The sequence below is a fragment of the Pseudomonas sp. HS6-2 genome (genome assembly GCF_049325675.2).
Taxonomy (GTDB): Bacteria; Pseudomonadota; Gammaproteobacteria; order Pseudomonadales; family Pseudomonadaceae; genus Aquipseudomonas; species Aquipseudomonas putida_N.
Genome location: NZ_CM143906.1, coordinates 5,538,055 through 5,556,440, shown reverse-complemented (window position 1 = coordinate 5,556,440; position 18,386 = coordinate 5,538,055). Strand labels below are relative to the sequence as shown.

The 18,386-nt window shown below is 57.7% G+C and carries 14 protein-coding genes; 10 read left to right on the top strand and 4 right to left on the bottom strand.

All coding sequences use genetic code 11. The features are described 5' to 3' along the window. The first annotated feature begins 3 nt into the window (after positions 1-3). The 3 genes from ACOKS3_RS25980 (at position 4) to ACOKS3_RS25970 (ending at position 3,846) form a co-directional block, all read left to right on the top strand. On the top strand, positions 4-1,656 hold the full coding sequence (locus ACOKS3_RS25980) for an acyl-CoA dehydrogenase family protein (protein ID WP_422763635.1): 1,653 nt from the start codon (positions 4-6) through the stop codon (positions 1,654-1,656). Between the two features lie 84 nt (positions 1,657-1,740). Beyond that, positions 1,741-3,204 carry an AMP nucleosidase gene (gene amn / locus ACOKS3_RS25975; RefSeq protein WP_103448853.1) on the top strand — a complete coding sequence of 488 codons (1,464 nt, stop codon included), beginning with the start codon at positions 1,741-1,743 and terminating at the stop codon, positions 3,202-3,204. 6 nt (positions 3,205-3,210) lie between these two features. Then, a complete protein-coding gene (locus tag ACOKS3_RS25970; protein WP_103448854.1) occupies positions 3,211-3,846 on the top strand; it encodes a pseudouridine synthase in 636 nt (211 codons plus the stop codon). A gap of 4 nt (positions 3,847-3,850) precedes the next feature. Here the strand turns inward: ACOKS3_RS25970 and ACOKS3_RS25965 are convergent, their stop codons facing one another. Both ACOKS3_RS25965 and ACOKS3_RS25960 read right to left on the bottom strand, forming a co-directional pair. Next, a complete protein-coding gene (locus tag ACOKS3_RS25965) occupies positions 3,851-4,054 on the bottom strand; it encodes a DUF2788 domain-containing protein (protein ID WP_103448855.1) in 204 nt (67 codons plus the stop codon). A 52-nt stretch (positions 4,055-4,106) separates the two neighbouring features. After that, positions 4,107-4,583: an Lrp/AsnC family transcriptional regulator gene (locus ACOKS3_RS25960; protein WP_003249795.1), complete on the bottom strand. Its 477-nt coding sequence runs from the start codon at positions 4,581-4,583 to the stop codon at positions 4,107-4,109. Positions 4,584-4,974: 391 nt separating this feature from the next. Between ACOKS3_RS25960 and ACOKS3_RS25955 the strand changes: the two genes are divergently transcribed. Beyond that, complete coding sequence (locus ACOKS3_RS25955; RefSeq protein WP_103448856.1) at positions 4,975-5,805, top strand: DUF6515 family protein; 831 nt, start codon at positions 4,975-4,977, stop codon at positions 5,803-5,805. Position 5,806: 1 nt separating this feature from the next. Here ACOKS3_RS25955 and ACOKS3_RS25950 read toward each other — a convergent pair whose 3' ends face one another. Together ACOKS3_RS25950 and ACOKS3_RS25945 are read right to left on the bottom strand one after the other, a co-directional pair. Further along, positions 5,807-6,676, bottom strand: coding sequence for a cation diffusion facilitator family transporter (locus tag ACOKS3_RS25950; protein WP_422763636.1), 870 nt, complete (start codon positions 6,674-6,676; stop codon positions 5,807-5,809). 25 nt (positions 6,677-6,701) lie between these two features. Next, positions 6,702-7,121 carry a hypothetical protein gene (locus ACOKS3_RS25945; RefSeq protein WP_060509604.1) on the bottom strand — a complete coding sequence of 140 codons (420 nt, stop codon included), beginning with the start codon at positions 7,119-7,121 and terminating at the stop codon, positions 6,702-6,704. Between the two features lie 115 nt (positions 7,122-7,236). Here ACOKS3_RS25945 and hrpB (ACOKS3_RS25940) point away from each other — a divergent pair, with 115 nt between their 5' ends. From hrpB (ACOKS3_RS25940) to hrpB (ACOKS3_RS25915), 6 genes are all read left to right on the top strand, one after another. Continuing rightward, positions 7,237-9,720, top strand: a complete 2,484-nt coding sequence (gene hrpB / locus ACOKS3_RS25940; protein WP_422763637.1) for an ATP-dependent helicase HrpB — start codon at positions 7,237-7,239, stop codon at positions 9,718-9,720. 98 nt (positions 9,721-9,818) lie between these two features. Continuing rightward, on the top strand, positions 9,819-11,312 hold the full coding sequence (locus ACOKS3_RS25935) for a site-specific integrase (RefSeq protein ID WP_028698519.1): 1,494 nt from the start codon (positions 9,819-9,821) through the stop codon (positions 11,310-11,312). Further along, positions 11,302-13,194, top strand: coding sequence for a hypothetical protein (locus tag ACOKS3_RS25930; RefSeq protein WP_028698520.1), 1,893 nt, complete (start codon positions 11,302-11,304; stop codon positions 13,192-13,194). Before ACOKS3_RS25935 ends, ACOKS3_RS25930 begins: the two co-directional genes overlap by 11 nt. Further along, positions 13,194-15,245, top strand: a complete 2,052-nt coding sequence (locus ACOKS3_RS25925) for an integrase (RefSeq protein ID WP_028698521.1) — start codon at positions 13,194-13,196, stop codon at positions 15,243-15,245. The genes ACOKS3_RS25930 and ACOKS3_RS25925 overlap by 1 nt, the downstream gene beginning before the upstream one ends. A 1-nt stretch (position 15,246) precedes the next feature. Continuing rightward, on the top strand, positions 15,247-15,660 hold the full coding sequence (locus tag ACOKS3_RS25920; RefSeq protein WP_028698522.1) for a hypothetical protein: 414 nt from the start codon (positions 15,247-15,249) through the stop codon (positions 15,658-15,660). A 131-nt stretch (positions 15,661-15,791) separates the two neighbouring features. Next, positions 15,792-18,326 (top strand): ATP-dependent helicase HrpB, encoded by a 2,535-nt coding sequence (gene hrpB, locus ACOKS3_RS25915; RefSeq protein WP_028698523.1) that lies wholly within the window; start codon positions 15,792-15,794, stop codon positions 18,324-18,326. Positions 18,327-18,386: the final 60 nt, after the last annotated feature.

The following is an 18,386-nucleotide window of genomic DNA, read 5'->3' as shown; positions in this document are numbered from 1 at the left end:
CCAATGAACCTGCACCAGTACGCTGAAACCCACGAAGTCACCAACCAACCGCCGTCACTCGACGGTGCCAACCTGTACCGCCTCGACCTGCCGCTGCAGGAGTGGTCGCGGCGTTTCGGGGCCGGTTGGGCCGAAGCGCGGATCGACGCCTATGGTGCCTTGGCCGGCGGGCCGTTGATGGCCGCAGGCTTCCTGGCCAATGCGCACAAGCCGGAATTCAGCAGCCATGACCGCTACGGCCATCGCATCGACCTGGTCGAGTTCCACCCCGCTTATCACGAGCTGATGCGCACCGCCGTCGAACACGGCCTGCCATCCTTGCCTTGGGCCGAACCTCGCCCCGGCGCCCATGTGGCGCGGGCGTCGATGACCTACCTGCACAGCCAGGCCGAGGCCGGTAGCGGCTGCCCGCTCACCATGACCTTTGCAGCCGTGCCGGCTTTGCGCTTGCAGCCCGAGCTGGCCGAATACTGGCTACCGAAGATCCTCGCCCGCGAATACGACCCGCGCAATGTCGGTGACCGCCACAAGGCCGGTGTGACCCTTGGCATGGCCATGACCGAGAAACAGGGTGGCACCGACGTGCGCGCCAATACCACCCGCGCTTATCCGGTCGGCAGCCCCGGCCCGGGGCAGGCCTACGAACTGGTCGGGCACAAGTGGTTCTGCTCGGCACCGATGAGCGACGCCTTCCTGACCCTGGCGCAAACCGACAAGGGCCTGAGCTGTTTCCTGCTGCCGCGCCATCGGCCTGATGACAGCCGCAACCAGTTCTACATCCAGCGCCTGAAGAACAAGCTGGGCAACAGCTCCAACGCCTCCAGCGAAGTCGAGTTTCGCGGTGCCCTGGCGTGGATGGTGGGAGAGGAGGGGCGTGGCGTGCCGACCATCATCGAGATGGTTGCCATGACCCGCTTCGACTGCATGGTCGGCTCCAGTGCGTTGATGCGCCAGGCGCTGACCCAGGCGGCACACCATTGCGCCCATCGCAAGGTCGGCGGCCGGGTGCTGAGCGAACAACCCCTGATGCAGAACGTGCTGGCCGACCTGGCCCTGGAAAGCGAGGCCGCTCTGGCCCTGAGCCTGCGAATGGGGCAAGCCCTGGAGCAGCTCGACGATCCGCAGCAGGCGCACTTCGCGCGGCTGGTCACGGCGGTGGGCAAGTACTGGATCTGCAAGCGGGCACCGGCCATGATCAACGAGGCCGCCGAGTGCCTGGGCGGTGCCGGTTATGTCGAAGATAGCATCCTGCCACGGCTTTATCGCGAAGCGCCGGTCAACTCGACCTGGGAAGGTTCCGGCAACGTGCAGTGCCTGGACGTGTTGCGGACGTTGTCCAAGGAACCCGGGGTGCTCGATGCGCTGTTCGCCGAGCTGGGCGACGGGCACGGCGACCCGCGTCTGGCCACGCATATCGGCAACCTCAAGGGGGCCTTCGCCGATACCAGCGATATCCAGTACCGGGCACGTCAGTTGACCGAGGACATTGCCTTGGCACTGCAGGCCAAGCTGTTGCTGGAAGCAGGCAATGCCGTGGTCAGCGATGCCTTTATCGGGAGTCGGCTGACCGGTGGCGGGCGGGTGTATGGCGCCTTGCCGCGTGGCATCGATGTCGGGGCACTGGTGGCGCGGGCGACACCGGCCTGGCCAAGTTGAATATGACGGCTGACCACCGGGGATGTATTTAGCAACAAAGGCAGGCAAGATGGCTGACATGCATTTCCAGACAGGAAGCCCAGTGTGAGCCAAGCTTTTGTAGTCGTTGATACCCCCGAACAGGCCGTCGACCGTCTGGCGGCCTTGCATGAACAGGCCACCGGGGCTCTGAGCCAGGCCCTCAAGCGTTACCTGAAGGACCGTACCGAGCCGGGTGCCGACGAGCGCGCCTTGTACCGCTACCCGGCACTGCGCCTGACCTATTACAGCCACGGTGAAGTGGCCGCCACCACGCGTGCCTATGCCAAGGTCCAGGTGGCGGGCACCTACAGCGTCACCGTTACCCAGCCTGCGGCATTCCGGGGTTACCTGCTGGAGCAGCTGCGCCCGTTGATGCATGACTACACGGTGACCGTGGAAGTCGGCGTCAGCGAGCAGAACATCCCGTACCCCTATGTGGTCGACCAGGGTGATGAGCTGGCCGGCAGTGGCATCACCGCCGCCGAACTGGCGCGGGTGTTCCCCAGCACCGACCTGTCCGCAGCTACCGACAACATCGCCGATGGGCTGTGCGACTGGGGCAATGCCGAAACCCTGCCACTGGCGCTGTTCGATGCCGCCCGCGTGGACTTCTCGCTGCGCCGCCTGGTGCATTACACCGGCAGCGACTGGCGCCACGTACAGCCGTGGATCCTGCTGACCAACTACCACCGTTATGTCGACCAGTTCATCAGCCACGGCCTCGAGCAGCTACGCGAAGACCCGCGCTTCGTGCGCATGGTGCTACCGGGTAACGTGGTGATCGAAAAGGGCATGGACCACGGCGAAACCCAGGCCTTGGTGGCCAGCGTGGTCTGGCACCGCTATCAGATGCCGGCCTACCACCTGATCGCTGGCGACGGTGATGGCGTGACCCTGGTCAATATCGGCGTCGGCCCGTCCAATGCCAAGAACATTACCGACCACCTGGCGGTGCTGCGCCCGCACTGCTGGCTGATGATCGGCCACTGTGGTGGCCTGCGTCAGTCGCAGACCATCGGCGACTATGTCTTGGCCCACGCCTACATGCGCCGCGATGGCATTCTCGACCGTGTGGTGCCGCCGAACATTCCGATTCCGGCCCTGGCCGAAGTGCAGCTGGCGCTGCAGGAGGCTGCGGCACAGGTTACCGGCGAGCGTGGCGAAGAACTGAAGAAGCGCCTGCGCACCGGCACCGTGCTCACCTACGATGACCGTAACTGGGAGCTGCGCTGGGCCCAGGAACGACCGTTGATCAACCTGTCGCGTGCCGTGGCGGTGGACATGGAAAGCGGCACCATCGCTGCCCAGGGTTATCGCCTGCGGGTGCCATACGGCACCTTGCTGTGTGTTTCCGACAAGCCGCTGCACAGTGAAATCAAGCTGCCGGGTTCGGCTAATGCCTTCTACAACCGTGCGGTCAGCCAGCACTTGAAAATCGGCATCGCCGCCCTCGACCTGCTGCGCACCGAGCTCAATTCGTTGCACTCGCGTAAACTGCGCAGCTTCGATGAGCCGCCGTTCCGCTGAGGATCCATGCCACTGCCACCCCGTTCCAAGCCGCGCCGCCCCCAGGCGCGGCCAGTCGGCCCCCGTCGCCAGCCCAAGGCGCCACCGGCCGAGCCACGCCTGATCCTGTTCAACAAGCCATTCGACGTGCTGACCCAGTTCAGCGACGGAGAAGGGCGCGCGACGCTCAAGGATTTCATCGACATCCCGGGCATCTACCCGGCCGGGCGGCTCGACCGAGACAGTGAAGGCTTGTTGCTGCTGACCAACGATGGCGGGCTGCAGGCGCGTATTGCCGATCCGAAGCACAAATTGCCCAAGACCTACTGGGTGCAGGTGGAAGGCGAACCGAGCGACGAACAGATCCAGCGATTGCGCGATGGTGTGGAGCTCAATGACGGGCCTACGTTGCCTGCTGAAGCCCGGCGCCTCGACGAGCCCGAGCTATGGCCGCGCAATCCGCCGGTACGTTTTCGCAAGAGCGTGCCGACCAGTTGGCTGGAGCTGGTGATTCGCGAGGGGCGTAATCGCCAGGTGCGGCGGATGACTGCTGCAGTGGGCTTGCCGACCTTGCGCCTGGTGCGGGTGCGGATTGGTGAATGGGCGCTGGATGGGCTGGAGCAGGGGTGTTGGCGCGAAGTGGCCCCGAAGCTCACACGTTAACGGCCTAGACCCCTTCGAGAAACGCCACCACCACGCTCTTGATGATAAACGCCAGCACTCCCAGGCCGAGCACGAAGAACAGGATCAGCGTGCCAAAGCGCCCCGCCTTGGACTTTTTCGCCAGGTCCCAGACAATGAAGCCCATGAAACCGATCAGTACGGTGACCAGCACGATCATCATCCACTCTTCGAATACGGCGGGATCCATCTGTGTTCTCCAGGCAGGCTGAGCTTGCGATTATACGCGGGCGAGCGGGCGTTTAGCGCAGGTGGGTCAATGGCAGCTCGGTGCTTGCCAGTACCTGATTGAGCACGAAGCTCGAACGCACGCTGGTCACGCCTTCGATACGGGTCAGGCTGCCCAGCAGCAGTTTCTGATAGTGGTCCATGTCCGGCACCACCACCTTGAGCTGGTAGTCGGCATCCATACCGGTGACCAGGCTGCATTCGAGCACCTGCGGCAGATTGCGGATGGCGGCTTCGAAGGTTTCGAAGCGCTCCGGCGTGTGCCGGTCCATGCCGATCAGCACGTAGGCGGTCAGGCTCAGGCCGAGCTTCTTGCGATCGAGAAGGGCGACCTGGCGTGAGATATAGCCGTCGTCTTCCAGTTGCTTGACCCGACGCGAGCACGGCGATGGCGACAGGCCGATGCGCTCGGCCAGCTCCTGATTGGAGATGCGCGCGTCGCGCTGCAATTCGGCGAGGATGCTCAGGTCGTAGCGGTCAAGTTTGCTCATGGAAAAGGCCTTTTCTGTTCGGATTGCGGTGAATTATCGATCCAGGGTTAAAAATTGCGCAAGTGCTATTTATCTGAGCAATCTTCGCAATCCTCTGCCGCAGCCAATCCCGTATCGTTACCTACAGAATCACTGCCCGGACATCAGTCCACGGCGACGCGCCCTAGGCGGGCGGTCGCGGCCAGCCATCCAACAGGATCTGCAGGCCCCCGGGCTACACAGCTTCCAGAAGACGCTGTGAGGTGAGCCGGCGCCACAAGTGCCGAGCACGGACGACAATTCTCAAAGGGAGGCCAATGGCCTCCCTTTTTTCATGTCCGCGATTTCATCTGTCCGTGGTACCAGCGCGGTAGACTGGCAGCATGCCGTTTTCTTTACCGTGAGGAACAACATGAAGTCGCGCATCTGGCAGTTGGCAGGTGTTGGTTTGCTGGGTTTGAGCATCAGCCTCGGGGCCATGGCCGAAGGGCCGGATGAGGGGCATGGCGAAGGGCATGGCAACGAGGGTGGCCCTGGCCGCCCGCTCAACTCGCGTGGCGAAGTGCAGCAGACCCAGCCCGCGCGGCAGGGCTATTACCAGGATATCCCCCGACATAACGGCGACAACCGTCATTGGCAAGCTGGCGGCCCGGGGCAACGGCCCGGCGGCGACTGGCAGGGGCGCCCGGATGGCCACGGCAATGGCTGGGGCCCCGGGCCGCAGTATCGCCCAGGGCACACCATCGATCACTTCCCGGACCGCTACTGGAAGGTGCCGTACCGCGGCAATGACTACTTCTACTCCGGTGGCTACTGGTACCGCCCGCAGGGTGGCAGCTATGTGGTGGTGACCCCGCCTTACGGCGTGCGGGTCAACTACCTGCCTTCCTATGCGCGGGAAGTCTGGCTGGGCGGCGCACTGTTTTTCCTGGTGGCCGACACCTATTACCAGTACCTGGCCGACAGCCAGGAGTATGTCGTGGTCAACCCGCCCGCCATGGCCCCGGCCCCGTTGCCGGCGGCAGCCCCGGCCAGCAACAGCTACGACGTGATTGCCTACCCGATGTATGGGCAAGGGCAGGAGCAGCAGGACCAGGACCGCTACCAGTGCCACCGCTGGGCTGTGAGCCAGTCAGGCTTTGACCCGGCAACGGCACCCTATGCGCCACCTGTCGAAGTGGCGAGCAATTACCGACGGGCGCTGAGTGCCTGCTTCAGTGGCCGAGGCTATAGCGTCAACTGATTTACACCGGATCGGCATGCACCATCACATCCGCCCGTGGATAACGCTGGCGGATGACTGCCGAAGCCTGCACGCACAGGTCGTGGGCTTCAATCAGTGGCAGCTGCCCCGGCAGCTCAAGGTGCAGTTGCACGAACCACTGGTTGCCCGACACCCGCGTACGCAGGTCATGTACGCCTTGCACGCCGGGAATGCCCAGGACCAGCTCGACCATCCCTTCGCCAATGTCGCCGGGCAATTCCTTGTCCATCAGGGTCGCCGTGCTTTCGCGGGCGATCTGCAGGGCACTCCAGAGGATGTAGAACGCGATGCCGAGACCGAACAGCGCATCCAGCTGCGGCCAGCCGAAGCGCGCCAGCAGCAGGGCGAGCAGGATGCTGCCGTTAAGCAGCAGGTCGGAGCGGTAATGCAGCGAGTCGGCGCGCACCGCAGTGGAACCGGTCAGGCGAATGACCTTGCGCTGCAATGCCAGCAAGGCCACGGTAAGCGCCAGCGATAGCAGCATCACAGCGATGCCGATTGCTGTGTCGCCCAGCGGTTCGGGCGCTTTCAGTCGCTCGACAGCCTGCACCCCGATCAACACCGCGCTGACCCCGATGAACAGAGCCTGGGCCATGCCCGCCAGGGCCTCGGCCTTGCCGTGGCCGAAACGATGGTCGTCATCGGCCGGGCGCAGGGCGTAATGCACGGCGAGCAGGTTGAGGAACGAGGCAACGGCATCCAGTGCCGAGTCGGTCAGCCCGGCCAGCAGGCTGACCGAGCCACTCAGCCACCAGGCGACGGCCTTGCTTATGACCAGAATGCTGGCCACCGCCAGCGATGCGCGGGTGGCCAGGCGCAGCAGGCGCTGGTGTTCGGTCGGGGTAATCATGCCCAGGGTCATGTCCTTGTGAAGATCAGGCTGCAGGTACCAGACCCAAGGCCGCCAGCTGCTCGACGCTGCCGCGGTGCTGGATCAGCCGTGGGTCATCCAGCGGCAGGCGCTGGCCCAGTTCGCTTTCCAGAATGGCCTGCAGCTTGAGGTTGTCGACCTTGCCATCGGGGCTTACGGCGTCACGCAGTTTTGCCGGGTCGACCTGGGCCGTGTGCCCGCCCTTGTAATAGATGGCGCCCGTGGCGAAGTCGATGCCAAAGGCGATCAGGCCCGGGATCACATAGAACAGGATGCCGATGGCGTCCATCGCGGCAACCACGGGGTCGATCTTGCCGCCAATCTGGCCACGGCGTTCGGGATAGAAGATGGTGCCGCAGGCCGTCAGCTGGGTCAGCAGGGTGACGATCAGGGCGCCACCAATGACGCGGGATGGGATGCGCATGTAAATCTCCGAAAAGTATTCAGCAGGGCAAGCGAAGCGCCAGCACCTGAAGCTAAGACCATGATAGAGCAGGCTGGGTTCGCCGTTATACTCGCCAGACTGTTCGAGGACCACCATGATTTCTTTACCGATCGATGCTGTCTTGCCCGCCTTGCGCGAAGCCTTGGAAAACCGCGACGAAGCCGTGCTCGAAGCGCCCCCCGGTGCGGGCAAGACCACCCGCGTGCCGCTGGCGCTGCTCAACGAGCCGTGGCTGGCCGGGCAGACCATCCTCATGCTCGAACCGCGCCGGCTGGCTGCGAGGGCGGCGGCCGAGCGCCTGGCCAGCGAACTCGGTGAAAAGGTCGGTGAAACCGTCGGCTACCGTATCCGCCTGGACAGCAAGGTCGGGCCGAACACACGCATCGAGGTGGTCACCGAAGGTATCCTCACCCGCCGTTTGCAGGCCGACCCGGCACTCGACGGCGTAGGGCTGCTGATTTTCGATGAATTTCACGAACGCAGCCTGGATGCCGACCTGGCCCTGGCGCTGAGCCTCAATGCCCGCGAGCTGTTGCGTGACGACCCTGCGCTGAAAATCCTGCTGATGTCGGCGACGCTGGAAGGCGAGCGCCTGTCGCGCTTGCTGGGCGACGCACCGGTGGTGAGCAGCGAAGGCCGCATGCACCCGGTGGATATCCGCTGGGGTCGTCCGTTCCAGCCGGGCGAGTTCATCGAGCCGCGGGTTGTGGACAACGTGCTGCTGGCATTGGCCGAACAACCCGGCAGTGTGCTGGTGTTCCTGCCTGGCCAGGCCGAGATCCGCCGTGTGCATCAAAGTCTGCAGGACGCTTTGGGTGAGCGGCCGGATGTGCTGCTGTGCCCGCTGCACGGCGAACTGGACCTCAATGCCCAGCGCGCCGCCATCGACCCGCCGGCCGAGGGCTTGCGCAAGGTGGTGCTGGCCACCAACATTGCCGAAACCAGCCTGACCATCGACGGTGTTCGCGTGGTCATCGATGCCGGCCTGGCGCGCGTACCGCGTTTCGATCCGGGTAGCGGTATGACCCGCCTGGACACCCAGCGAATCTCCCGCGCAAGTGCCACCCAGCGCGCCGGCCGGGCAGGGCGCCTGGAGCCCGGGGTGTGCTACCGCCTGTGGTCCGAAGCCCAGCATGACCAACTGGCCGCCCACGGCAGCGCCGAGATCCTCCAGGCCGACCTCGCAGGCCTGGCCCTGCAGCTTGCTCGCTGGGGTGTTACCCCTGACCAGTTGCGCTGGCTAGACCAGCCGCCGGCAGCCGCCTTCTCCCAGGCCCAGGACCTGCTGGCGCGGCTGGGCGCGTTCAAGCCGGGCAGCCGCGACAACCTCAGCGACCACGGCCAGGCCATGGCCGAGCTGCCGGCTCACCCACGTATCGCTCACCTGCTGTTGCGTGGTCAGGACCTTGGCCTGGCAACGATGGCCTGCGATGTCGCCGCCTTGCTGGGCGAGCGCGATATCCAGCGCGGTGGCGGCGCCGACCTGCACAGTCGCCTGGCGCTGGTCAGCGGCGAAAGCAAGGCCAATCGGGGTGGTCAGGGTGGCGTGCAGCGTGCACGGCAACTTGCTCGGCAATACCGTGGCCTGTTGCGCGGCAAGGCCGCAGCGGCGGTTGCCGACCCCGATCATCCGCGCTGGCTTGGCGCCTTGCTGGCGCTGGCCTATCCCGACCGGGTTGCCCAGCAGCGTCGCGAGGGTGGCGCTGAATATCGCTTGGCCAATGGCCGTGCCGCCTTGTTCGCCGAGGTTGACGCGTTGATGAAATGCCCGTGGCTGGTGATCGCCGACCTCGGTAGCCGCCAGGGCCAGCGGGATGAGCGCATCTACCTGGCGGCCGAGTTCGACCCGGCGCTGCTTGACGATGTGCTGGCCGAGCAGGTCGAGCGCATCGACATCCTCGACTGGGACGAGCGCGAGCAGGCGCTGCGTGCCGAACGCCAGACCAAGGTCGGCGAGCTGGTGCTGGGCCGCGAACCGTTACCCAAGCTGGATGATGAAGCCCGGGCCAAGGCGCTGCTTGGCTTGGTGCGGCGCAAGGGCCTGAACCTGCTGACCTGGACTCCGGAGCTGCGCCAATGGCAGGCGCGGGTGGCGCTTTTGCGCCAGCTGGATCTGGACAAGGAGCGGCAAAGCGAATGGCCCGATCTGGGTGACGAGACACTGCTGGCGACCCTGGAAAACTGGCTGCAGCCCTACCTGGGCAAGGTTTCGCGCCTGAGCCATTTCGCCGCCCTGGACCTGTCATCAATCCTGCGCAATCTGCTGCCCTGGCCATTGCCACAGCGGCTGGACGAATGGGCACCAGCGCATCTGGCAGTCCCGTCCGGCTCGAACATCCGCCTGGACTACAGCGAAACCCCGCCGATTCTTGCCGTGCGCTTGCAGGAGCTATTCGGCTTGGCTGATACCCCGCGTATTGCCCAGGGGCGCCAGCAGGTGAAACTGCACCTGTTGTCACCCGCGCGGCGGCCAGTGCAGGTGACTCAGGACCTGGCCAACTTCTGGCGCACGACCTATGCCGAAGTGAAGAAGGACTTGAAGGGGCGCTATCCCAAGCTATCATGTCTCGTTAAATGAAAGTGTTTATCGTGAAACATTCTGACATTGACTGATATCTTGTTTTTCTTACGCATAACATTCAGGCTTGACACTCGAAGAATGGGTGGGGCGGTTTGGTGGCAGCGTTTGAAAATCCGGCACACAAAGGCCGCATTGTAATAATCCCCGAAGTCAGCGAAGTTTTTGCTGAACTGCACGTTAGTAATGAACCTTCTAATTCAATGCCAGTAACTATTAATGGCATTAGTGAAAGTATCATTGCTTATCAAGTAAATGAGGCGGCGCTTCCTGATGCGCTCACTAGGGCTGTATATAATCTGCCGTTTATCTTTCATAAAGATGGCACTCCGTGGATAGAGGCAAATTCTTTCCTGCTTAGTTTGATTCAGAACAAGCATGCACAGAATCGCCCAACAGATGATGCGAGAAGAAAGGCAAGTCGCCTTCTCGATTATTTGATGTTTTGTGAAAGCCATGGTATCGACTGGCTGGACTTTTCTGGGCGACGCCTTCCGCAGCGACCAACATACAAATACCACAGATATCTGCTCGATAATCCAAATCGCGGTGCGGCGGTTGCCAATCAATATACGGGTGTGGTTTATCAGTTCTACAAGTATGTGTCTAGATTTTGGCATGATCTAGATATAGAACGTGTTGATACAGTTAAGCAAATAAGTATCTATATTGAAGGGGCTCACGGGTTCCAAAAGAAGGTAACTGTAGAAAAACGTAGCCAAACCAGAGCATTAGCGCCGAAAGCCCCTACGCCAGCTGGATTTGTTAATGATGAAGGTGAGCTTCTACGGCCTTTAACGAATGTTGAGCTAGCGCATGTTGTGAAAGTAATTGAAGGCGACGCTTGGACAGCTCAAGAGCGACTGATCGTCTTGTTCGCGCTTATGACAGGCGCGCGCAAACAAACCGTGCTGACGCTGAGAGTGAGGCATGTTGAAGCGCTAGCGAATGGGTTGCTACAGCCAGATGGCTCCTATCTTTTGAAGGCTGGCCCTGGTACTGGGATCGACACTAAATTTAGTAAGGCTCAAAACCTATATGTCCCTCAGCAATTGGCTCAGGACTTGCTGACGTATTTGCGAAGCCCCTTTGCTATAAAAAGGCGTGAAAAATTCCAATCTGAGTTTACCCTAAACCATCCAGGGCTTGAAAAAATTGATGATAAGGATATGTATGTTTTCTTGTCTGAGCAGTGTAATTGTTATTACATGGCGTCGACGGATCCGAGGTACATGTACGCGAAGTCACGACCAGTAGGTGCTGTTGCGAACACATTGAAGAAAAAACTTTTAAGAAAAGCGAATAAAGAGCTTTCCACGGAATTTACATACCATTGGCTTCGTGCGACGTATGCATATCAGATTTATCAACGACTAGTTCCCCGGATAGCTGACGGTACACTTCAGCCCGGAGAAGAAATCACAATTATTCAAGCTCGGCTTCATCATGAAAGGCGTGAGACGACGGAGAACTATCTTAAATTGTTCTTGATGACGTCCGAGAAGATCAGTGCTCAAGAAAGCTACGAGAATGTGCTTTTCAAAATGTCTGGTTACAGTGACTTGATTTTGGATAATGTTGATGTCGGCTAATCGTGTGCCTCGTAAAATCCACGCTATTGATTTGTCCTATGTTGGTCAAGAACATGAGATTCTCCATCCTGAGAGTTTAGCTCTTTCACTGTCAAATCGAGTTTCGGCCTTAGATATCGGCGTGTTCGTATATTCTGTGCGTGAAAAAATACGGGGAGCTGGATATTGGGTGGATGAGAGCTCGCTGATTCCTAGTCGACGGAAGATGGTCATCGCCTGGCTTGACAAAATGTGGTCGTCAGGCACTAAAGGGAATAGCATTGAGACTGACGTAAAGAATTTTGAGTACGCAATAAATTGGTGCGATGGGTATGGTTACCGTGATGTAATGTGTACGCCTGAAGGCGCTCAGCGTGCATATATGGCGTTCACCAGCTATCTGTATCAGGAAATCGCCAGTGGCCAAGCGAAGCCACTAAGTTGCCAAGCCCGTCAAACTATTCTTCGTAGAGTTCTGGCGTTGCAATTTCCGGAAGACTATGGGTACATAATCGCAAGTGCTCCACCAATAAAAAATCGTCGTGAAGGTCTGGAACCGCCTGATGAAGACGACGTAAAGCTATACATAGACATCACACTAAATATTGCGCTATCTGTATCAAGGTTCTTGGTGGGTTTTCAAGCCTTCCCTCTAAGATTCGATACCAACGAATATCATACGTATTTTTTTCCAGGTACCGGTAAATTCATTACTCCATTGACAGAGGGTGAACATGGTTATTCTGCGTACGATTACCGAGAGGGCCGCCTCCTTACTATCGAAGAGCTAAGTATAGCTAAACCTGAGGCTAGACTAGCTGACCTGCGCGAAACTCTTAAGCGAGCTCAGCGTGTGATTGATGATGCAAATGCGGATTCCCATCATCAATTTAGGGTAAGGCTGGCAGGCCTCGCCATGAAGGCTTACGCGTGTCTTATAAACTTAGTGGTCGGAGCCAACTCCGGTGAGGTTATACAGTTTCTTTACGAAGACGCCCTTGAAGTTGTCCGTTCTCCTTTGAAAAAAGAGCTGTCAGCAGTGAAATTGAGAGCGAAGGGGTTAGTAGTTAACTACTCTATAGGCAGAGGGCCTGGCATGAAGCTTCTGCGCGAATATCTTGAGTTTCGTAGCTGGATCCTGAACGGCCGCTCATCAGAACTGCTTTTCTTTCATGTAGTTGATGGTCGAGGGCTGCCGTCCACTGATTTCCCTAGTCTCGAAAATAATTTCTCCACGAAATTTTATAACAAATTGCAAGGGGTTTTTGTTAGTAATAGTTCGAAGAATATTCCACCTAGGCTTGTCCGCAAGTTTAAGAGTTTGACTCTGCACCATCTGCGTCATTCGCCAATGCTGGTGAGTGCAGTGCTTAACCATACTGAGCGCACGAATGCGCAGTTTTACAGTGGAGTAACTGATAAACAGCAGAAGGAAGAGTTTGGAGGGTTCTGGGCCTCAATGCTGGAAGCAGCCAAGCGCTTTAGTTCTGAAAGCCAAGTGGGAGGGATACCTATTGCTGCAGGCCACTGTGACGGTTTGAATGATCCAGTGGCAGAAATTCCCGTGGTTACTATTGAACCTGATTGCAATAGCCAGTATGGATGTTTGTACTGTATACATTACTTGGTGCACTCTGATGAGGCTGATATCCATAAGCTGATGAGCTTCAAATATGTAGTCGAAGCCATTAGGGAAAATGCTCCGAATTTTGAATTCTCCGAAGAAGTTTTAAAAGGCGTAATCGTCCGTATTAGTTTTATTTTGGAGGGGATTTCAAAAAGATCCAAGAGTGCGTCTGATTTGATAGGGGTTATGAATAAGAAGGTTTTTGAACTGGGTATCCTCACTCCTTTCTGGGAGCGCCGCTTACAACGCTATGAGAAAATGGGGATCTACATCTGATGAAAAACTTTTTTGATGAATTGAATCAGGGGTTACAGGTTGCAGAAGTTATTCAGCAATCGCATGGCAAAAGCTGGAGGCCTTCGGCGGACTTTGTTCTTTGTAGGGATCTTGAGGGAAACCCGACAGCTGTCTTTGGTAAGCCTTATTGGGACTTCAATCCAATGCGGCTTAGAGCTAACAAAATCTGGGCCATTCGCTTTGATGGCGTGTTTGGCACAAGTGGCACAGCTCAAAACTCACTGACCGAGGAGATCAAGTGGATTCTTTTTTGTTTGCTTTTTTTTGTCAGCACTGGCCATATTGGTCGGATGAGCGTAAGTATGCTGTCACAGTATTTTCTAACACTGCGTACCGCTGCGCGATTTTGCTATGAGAAGGGTGCTGGTGAACTGGCGGGAGTGATTTCCCTACAAGAGCTTCTTACCACGCCTGCCTACTTGACGGCATACGCTCGCTGGATGAAGGTTAATGAGGTTGGAAGCACGCAGCGCAAGCTGATGCGAGCCCTTCTCGGCCATCTGGTGAGCGTGGGCGAGGATCGGCTTGGCTATAAGTTACAGGGGGTATTTGATATCGATTTCGATATTGATGAAGACGCTAAACAGCACCCTGTGATTCCGACCAAAATCTATCTTGCTGTAATCAATGCACTTGGTCTGTCTCTTGATGTTCTTTATGATCATCGCGAGCCGCTTGAGCAGTACTTGGGCGAGTTCGATAATCCTCGTTACGGGTATACTCATTATCACCAAAAAAAGGTCAATGGAAACAAAGCCCCTAAATCTTATGAGCCAGTCTTCGAAGAAACTTTGAAGATTCATAAGATAGAGTCTCTGTTCAGTGGTGATTTCTCATGCTCAGGAAGAGGCGTTTTGTCATCAACTGTTTTGAAGATGCAGTGGGTAGCTAAGACGGTTATTCATTTGTATACAGGCATGAGAGACCAGGAGGTGTTGCGATTGCCTTACGATTGTATCGATCAAGACGAAGTGGTGTCAGCTACGCTCGATGAGGGTGGCTTGGCACGGGATAAGCCCATCATAGTCAAGGTTTTGTCTACCACTACTAAGTTTACCGGGTATCGTAAAACAGTATCTTGGTTAGCCACTGATGAAGCTGTTCGCGCGGTAGAGGTGGCCCGTGCCATATGTCGTGGTATTTCCAAGTTGTACGGTGTTGACCCTAAAGCAATGCCGCTATTCTTAAATCCGGCCATCATTAATCGTGCTCAAACTGAAATCGGCGTACCGTTTTGGAATGATGTTTCGAAGCCGGACTTCCTGCTGGAAGGGTTTATTATAACTCCATCTGATTTAGAAGAGTTGCAGCTCACCGACCCCAGTCGTGATTTTTCAAATGAGAAATTTTTCCAGGTAGGGAGCCCATGGAATTTCACTAGCCATCAGTTTCGTAGGTCACTGGCATTCTATGGCAGCAGCAGTGGTTTCATATCCATGCCTAGCCTTAGGAAGCAGTTCAAGCATTTGTGTACTCAGATGACACGTTACTATGCCAATAACTTTGAGCTTCTCAAAACGATATTTGGATACTATGACGAGAAGAAGGGTGAGTACGTACTTCCTAAGACTCACGTTCTCTTTGAGGTGCAGACCGGTGTGCCAATGAACATCGCATATGATCTTTTGGCACATGCATTTGGAGATGACGCTCCTCTGTTTGGTGGAGTTGGTAGCTATATTTCAAATCAACGTGGCAAATTAGAAAGCGGTGATGTGCATATAGTTGACATGCGAAAGGAAACGGAGAGGCAGGCTGCCGATGGCAAGATCTCATACCGTCCGACCTTGCTAGGTGCATGCACACGAACTGGCAAATGTGAGCACTTCCTACTCGGTGCGGCTGTGAGCTGTCTAAGTTGCGCTGATGGCATTATCGAGAAGGAAAAACTCGACGAAGCTATCGAGGATAACGAGCGTGATCTCGAATTGTATGAGCCCGGAAGTGGTGAGTATCAAGTTGTACAGTATGAGCTGAGCAATATGAGAAAATTCAGGGAGCGTCTCATTCCAGCAGTGGAGGTAGCCTGAGATGGCGAGTGATGGTGTAAAAGCCTGCGTAGAGGCATTTGAGCGTCTTAAGGCTGGGAAGCCTCACGTTGCTGCTCACGTTGGACTTGATGGCACGAAGATCACTGCTGGGATCGTCAGCTTTGAGGCCGGTTTCGACAGAGGCTACCTCAAGAGAAAGAGACCCAGTCACCAGGCATTGATTGCTCAGATTGAGGCGTTCCGCACTAGCTTCGGTAACTTGGCTGCCTCAAAAACTCTTCAGATAAAGCGCGCTAACGATAAGGTCGTCAAGGCTCGTAGTGAGCTGGATGTAGTGCGGGAGCAGTTGTATCAAGTGATGACGCACAACATCCAGCTTGTAGAGCGGGTGAGGCTTTTGGAGGATCAGTTGAAGCGTCTATCCAACGTCAAGACCATGCCGAAGCGAGAGTAGCGCCGGCTAGGCGAGGCGCCCCTAGCAAGGTCGCCTTAGCTTTTCCAAGGTCGCCCTTTTTCACCGACTTCACCTGCCCTCTGTCTCCTATCGAACGCTTGTATACTGCCGAGCATTAAGCAGGAGTACACATGAGTTCGTTGCCAATTGACGCTGCGTTGCCAGCTCTTCTCAAAGCCCTTCGCGAACGCAATGAGGTGGTGCTGCAGGCGCCACCTGGTGCAGGTAAAACGACGAAAGTCCCGCTCGCTTTGCTCGAGGAGTCCTGGCTGCAGGGCCAAACGATCATCATGCTCGAACCACGTCGTCTTGCCGCACGCGCCGCTGCGGAGCGAATGGCCAGCGAGCTTGGTGAGAAGGTTGGCGAAACGGTGGGCTATCGGATTCGCCTCGATAGCAAGGTCGGGCCGAAAACCCGTATCGAGGTGGTGACTGAGGGGATTCTTACGCGCCGCCTGCAGAGCGATCCTGCCCTCGAAGGTGTCGGCCTGGTGATCTTCGACGAATTCCACCTTCGAAACTTGGATGCCGATCTCGGTTTGGCGCTGACGCTCAATGGGCGCGAGCTTTTCCGGGACGATGCTCCATTGAAGGTGCTGCTGATGTCGGCAACGCTCGAAGGTGAAAGGTTGTCGCGCCTGCTGAATGACGCTCCGATCGTGACGAGCGAGGGTCGAATGTTCCCGGTCACCACCATCTGGAGCAAGCCGCAGCAACCGGGTGAGTACATCGAGCCCCGGGTCATCAGCGCATGCCTGGACGCCCTCACCGATCAGGCCGGCAGCCTTCTGGTTTTCCTTCCCGGCCAGGCCGAAATTCGCCGCGTGTTGTCAGGGCTTGAGGAAGGGCTCAATGCCTCACCGTCGCTGCAGAAAAACACGCTGCTTTGCCCGCTGCACGGCGAGCTCGATCTTAATCATCAGCGAGCTGCAATCGATCCCGCCCCTCCAGGCATGCGCAAGGTTGTGCTGGCCACGAATATCGCAGAGACCAGTGTGACCATCGACGGTGTGCGTGTGGTCATCGACGCTGGCCTTGAGCGTGTTCCGCGTTTTGATCCTCGCAGTGGCATGACCCGGCTGGATACTCAGCGGATATCCAAGGCCAGTGCCACCCAACGGGCAGGGCGTGCCGGTCGACTGGAACCGGGTGTCTGCTATCGACTCTGGTCTGAAACCCAGCACGACCAAATGGCGGGTTTCAGTTCGCCCGAAATTCAACAAGCGGATCTCACAGGTTTAGCCCTGCAGCTTGCTAAATGGGGCGTTCATCCAAGTGACCTGAAGTGGCTTGATGCCCCACCTGCAGCTGCTTACTCGCAAGCGAACGATTTGCTTCGACGGCTCTGCGCCTTGCAACCAGATGGGCAACTTACTAAGCACGGCCAAGCGATGGCCGAGCTGCCGAGTCATCCACGGATTGCTCATCTCCTGCTGCGAGGTCACGAGCTGGGACTGACTGAGACAGCGTGCAACATCGCAGCATTGCTCGGTGAGCGCGATATTCAGCGTGGTGGCGGAGCAGACCTTCATAGTCGTTTGGCCATCCTATCTGGTGAGCAACGTGCGCAAAGAGGTGAGCAAGGTGGTGCTCAACGTGCGAAGCAACTCGCCAGGCAGTATCGGTCATTCTTGCGTGGCTCAGGATCGCAATCAGTCGCTGATTCAGACCACCCGAGGTGGGTGGGCTGCCTTCTTGCGTTGGCGTATCCCGACAGGGTCGCTCAACAGCGTCGTGCGGGTGGAGCTGAATATCGATTGGCAAATGGTCGTGCAGCGATGTTCACCGAGACCGATGCACTGATGAAGCATTCTTGGCTGGTGATTGCCGACTTGGGTAGCCGGCAAGGCCAGCGTGAGGAACGTATATACCTCGCTGCCGACCTAGACGAAGCGTTGTTCGACACTGTCTTGAAAGACCAGGTCAGCCAAGTAGATGAACTTGAATGGGATGAGCGGGAGGGGGGACTCCGCGCTGAGCGACAAGTGAAAGTAGGGGAGTTGGTTCTGTCCCGCGCGCCGCTAACGAACCTAGGTGATGAAGCGCGAGTTCAAGCGTTGCTCAACTACGTGCGTCGAAAAGGGCTGGAGCTTCTGCCGTGGACACCTGAGCTCCGTCAGTGGCAGGCGAGGGTCGAATTGCTGCGCGTGCTTGATGAGGAAGCTGGTAGTAAGAGTGCGTGGCCTGATTTACGTGATAAAACATTGCTGCAGTCGCTGGAGGAGTGGTTGGGGCCATACGTGGGAAAGGTGACCCGGCTCAGTCATTTTGGCCAGCTCGATCTGTCCAGCATCATTCGCAACTTGTTGCCCTGGCCTCTGCCGCAACAGTTAGACACACAGGCGCCTCAGACGATTGCAGTACCCTCGGGATCGAACATCCGTGTGGACTATGGTGAGCGTCCCCCTGTACTTGCCGTGAGGCTACAGGAACTCTTCGGGCAAGCGGATACGCCGCGCATTGCTAATGGTCGCCAAGTGCTCAAGCTGCACTTGCTATCGCCTGCTCGCCGACCGGTTCAGGTTACTCAAGACTTGGCGAACTTCTGGGCTTCCACTTACGTTGAGGTGAAGAAGGATTTGAAGGGTAGGTACCCCAAGCATTTCTGGCCTGACGATCCCCTTGTCGCACAAGCAACTGCAAGAGCTAAGCCTAGGGGGACATGATCTAGATGTGAGGCATGACCACGTCTCAATGTCGCATACGTGAAGTGGCGGTCGACCTAT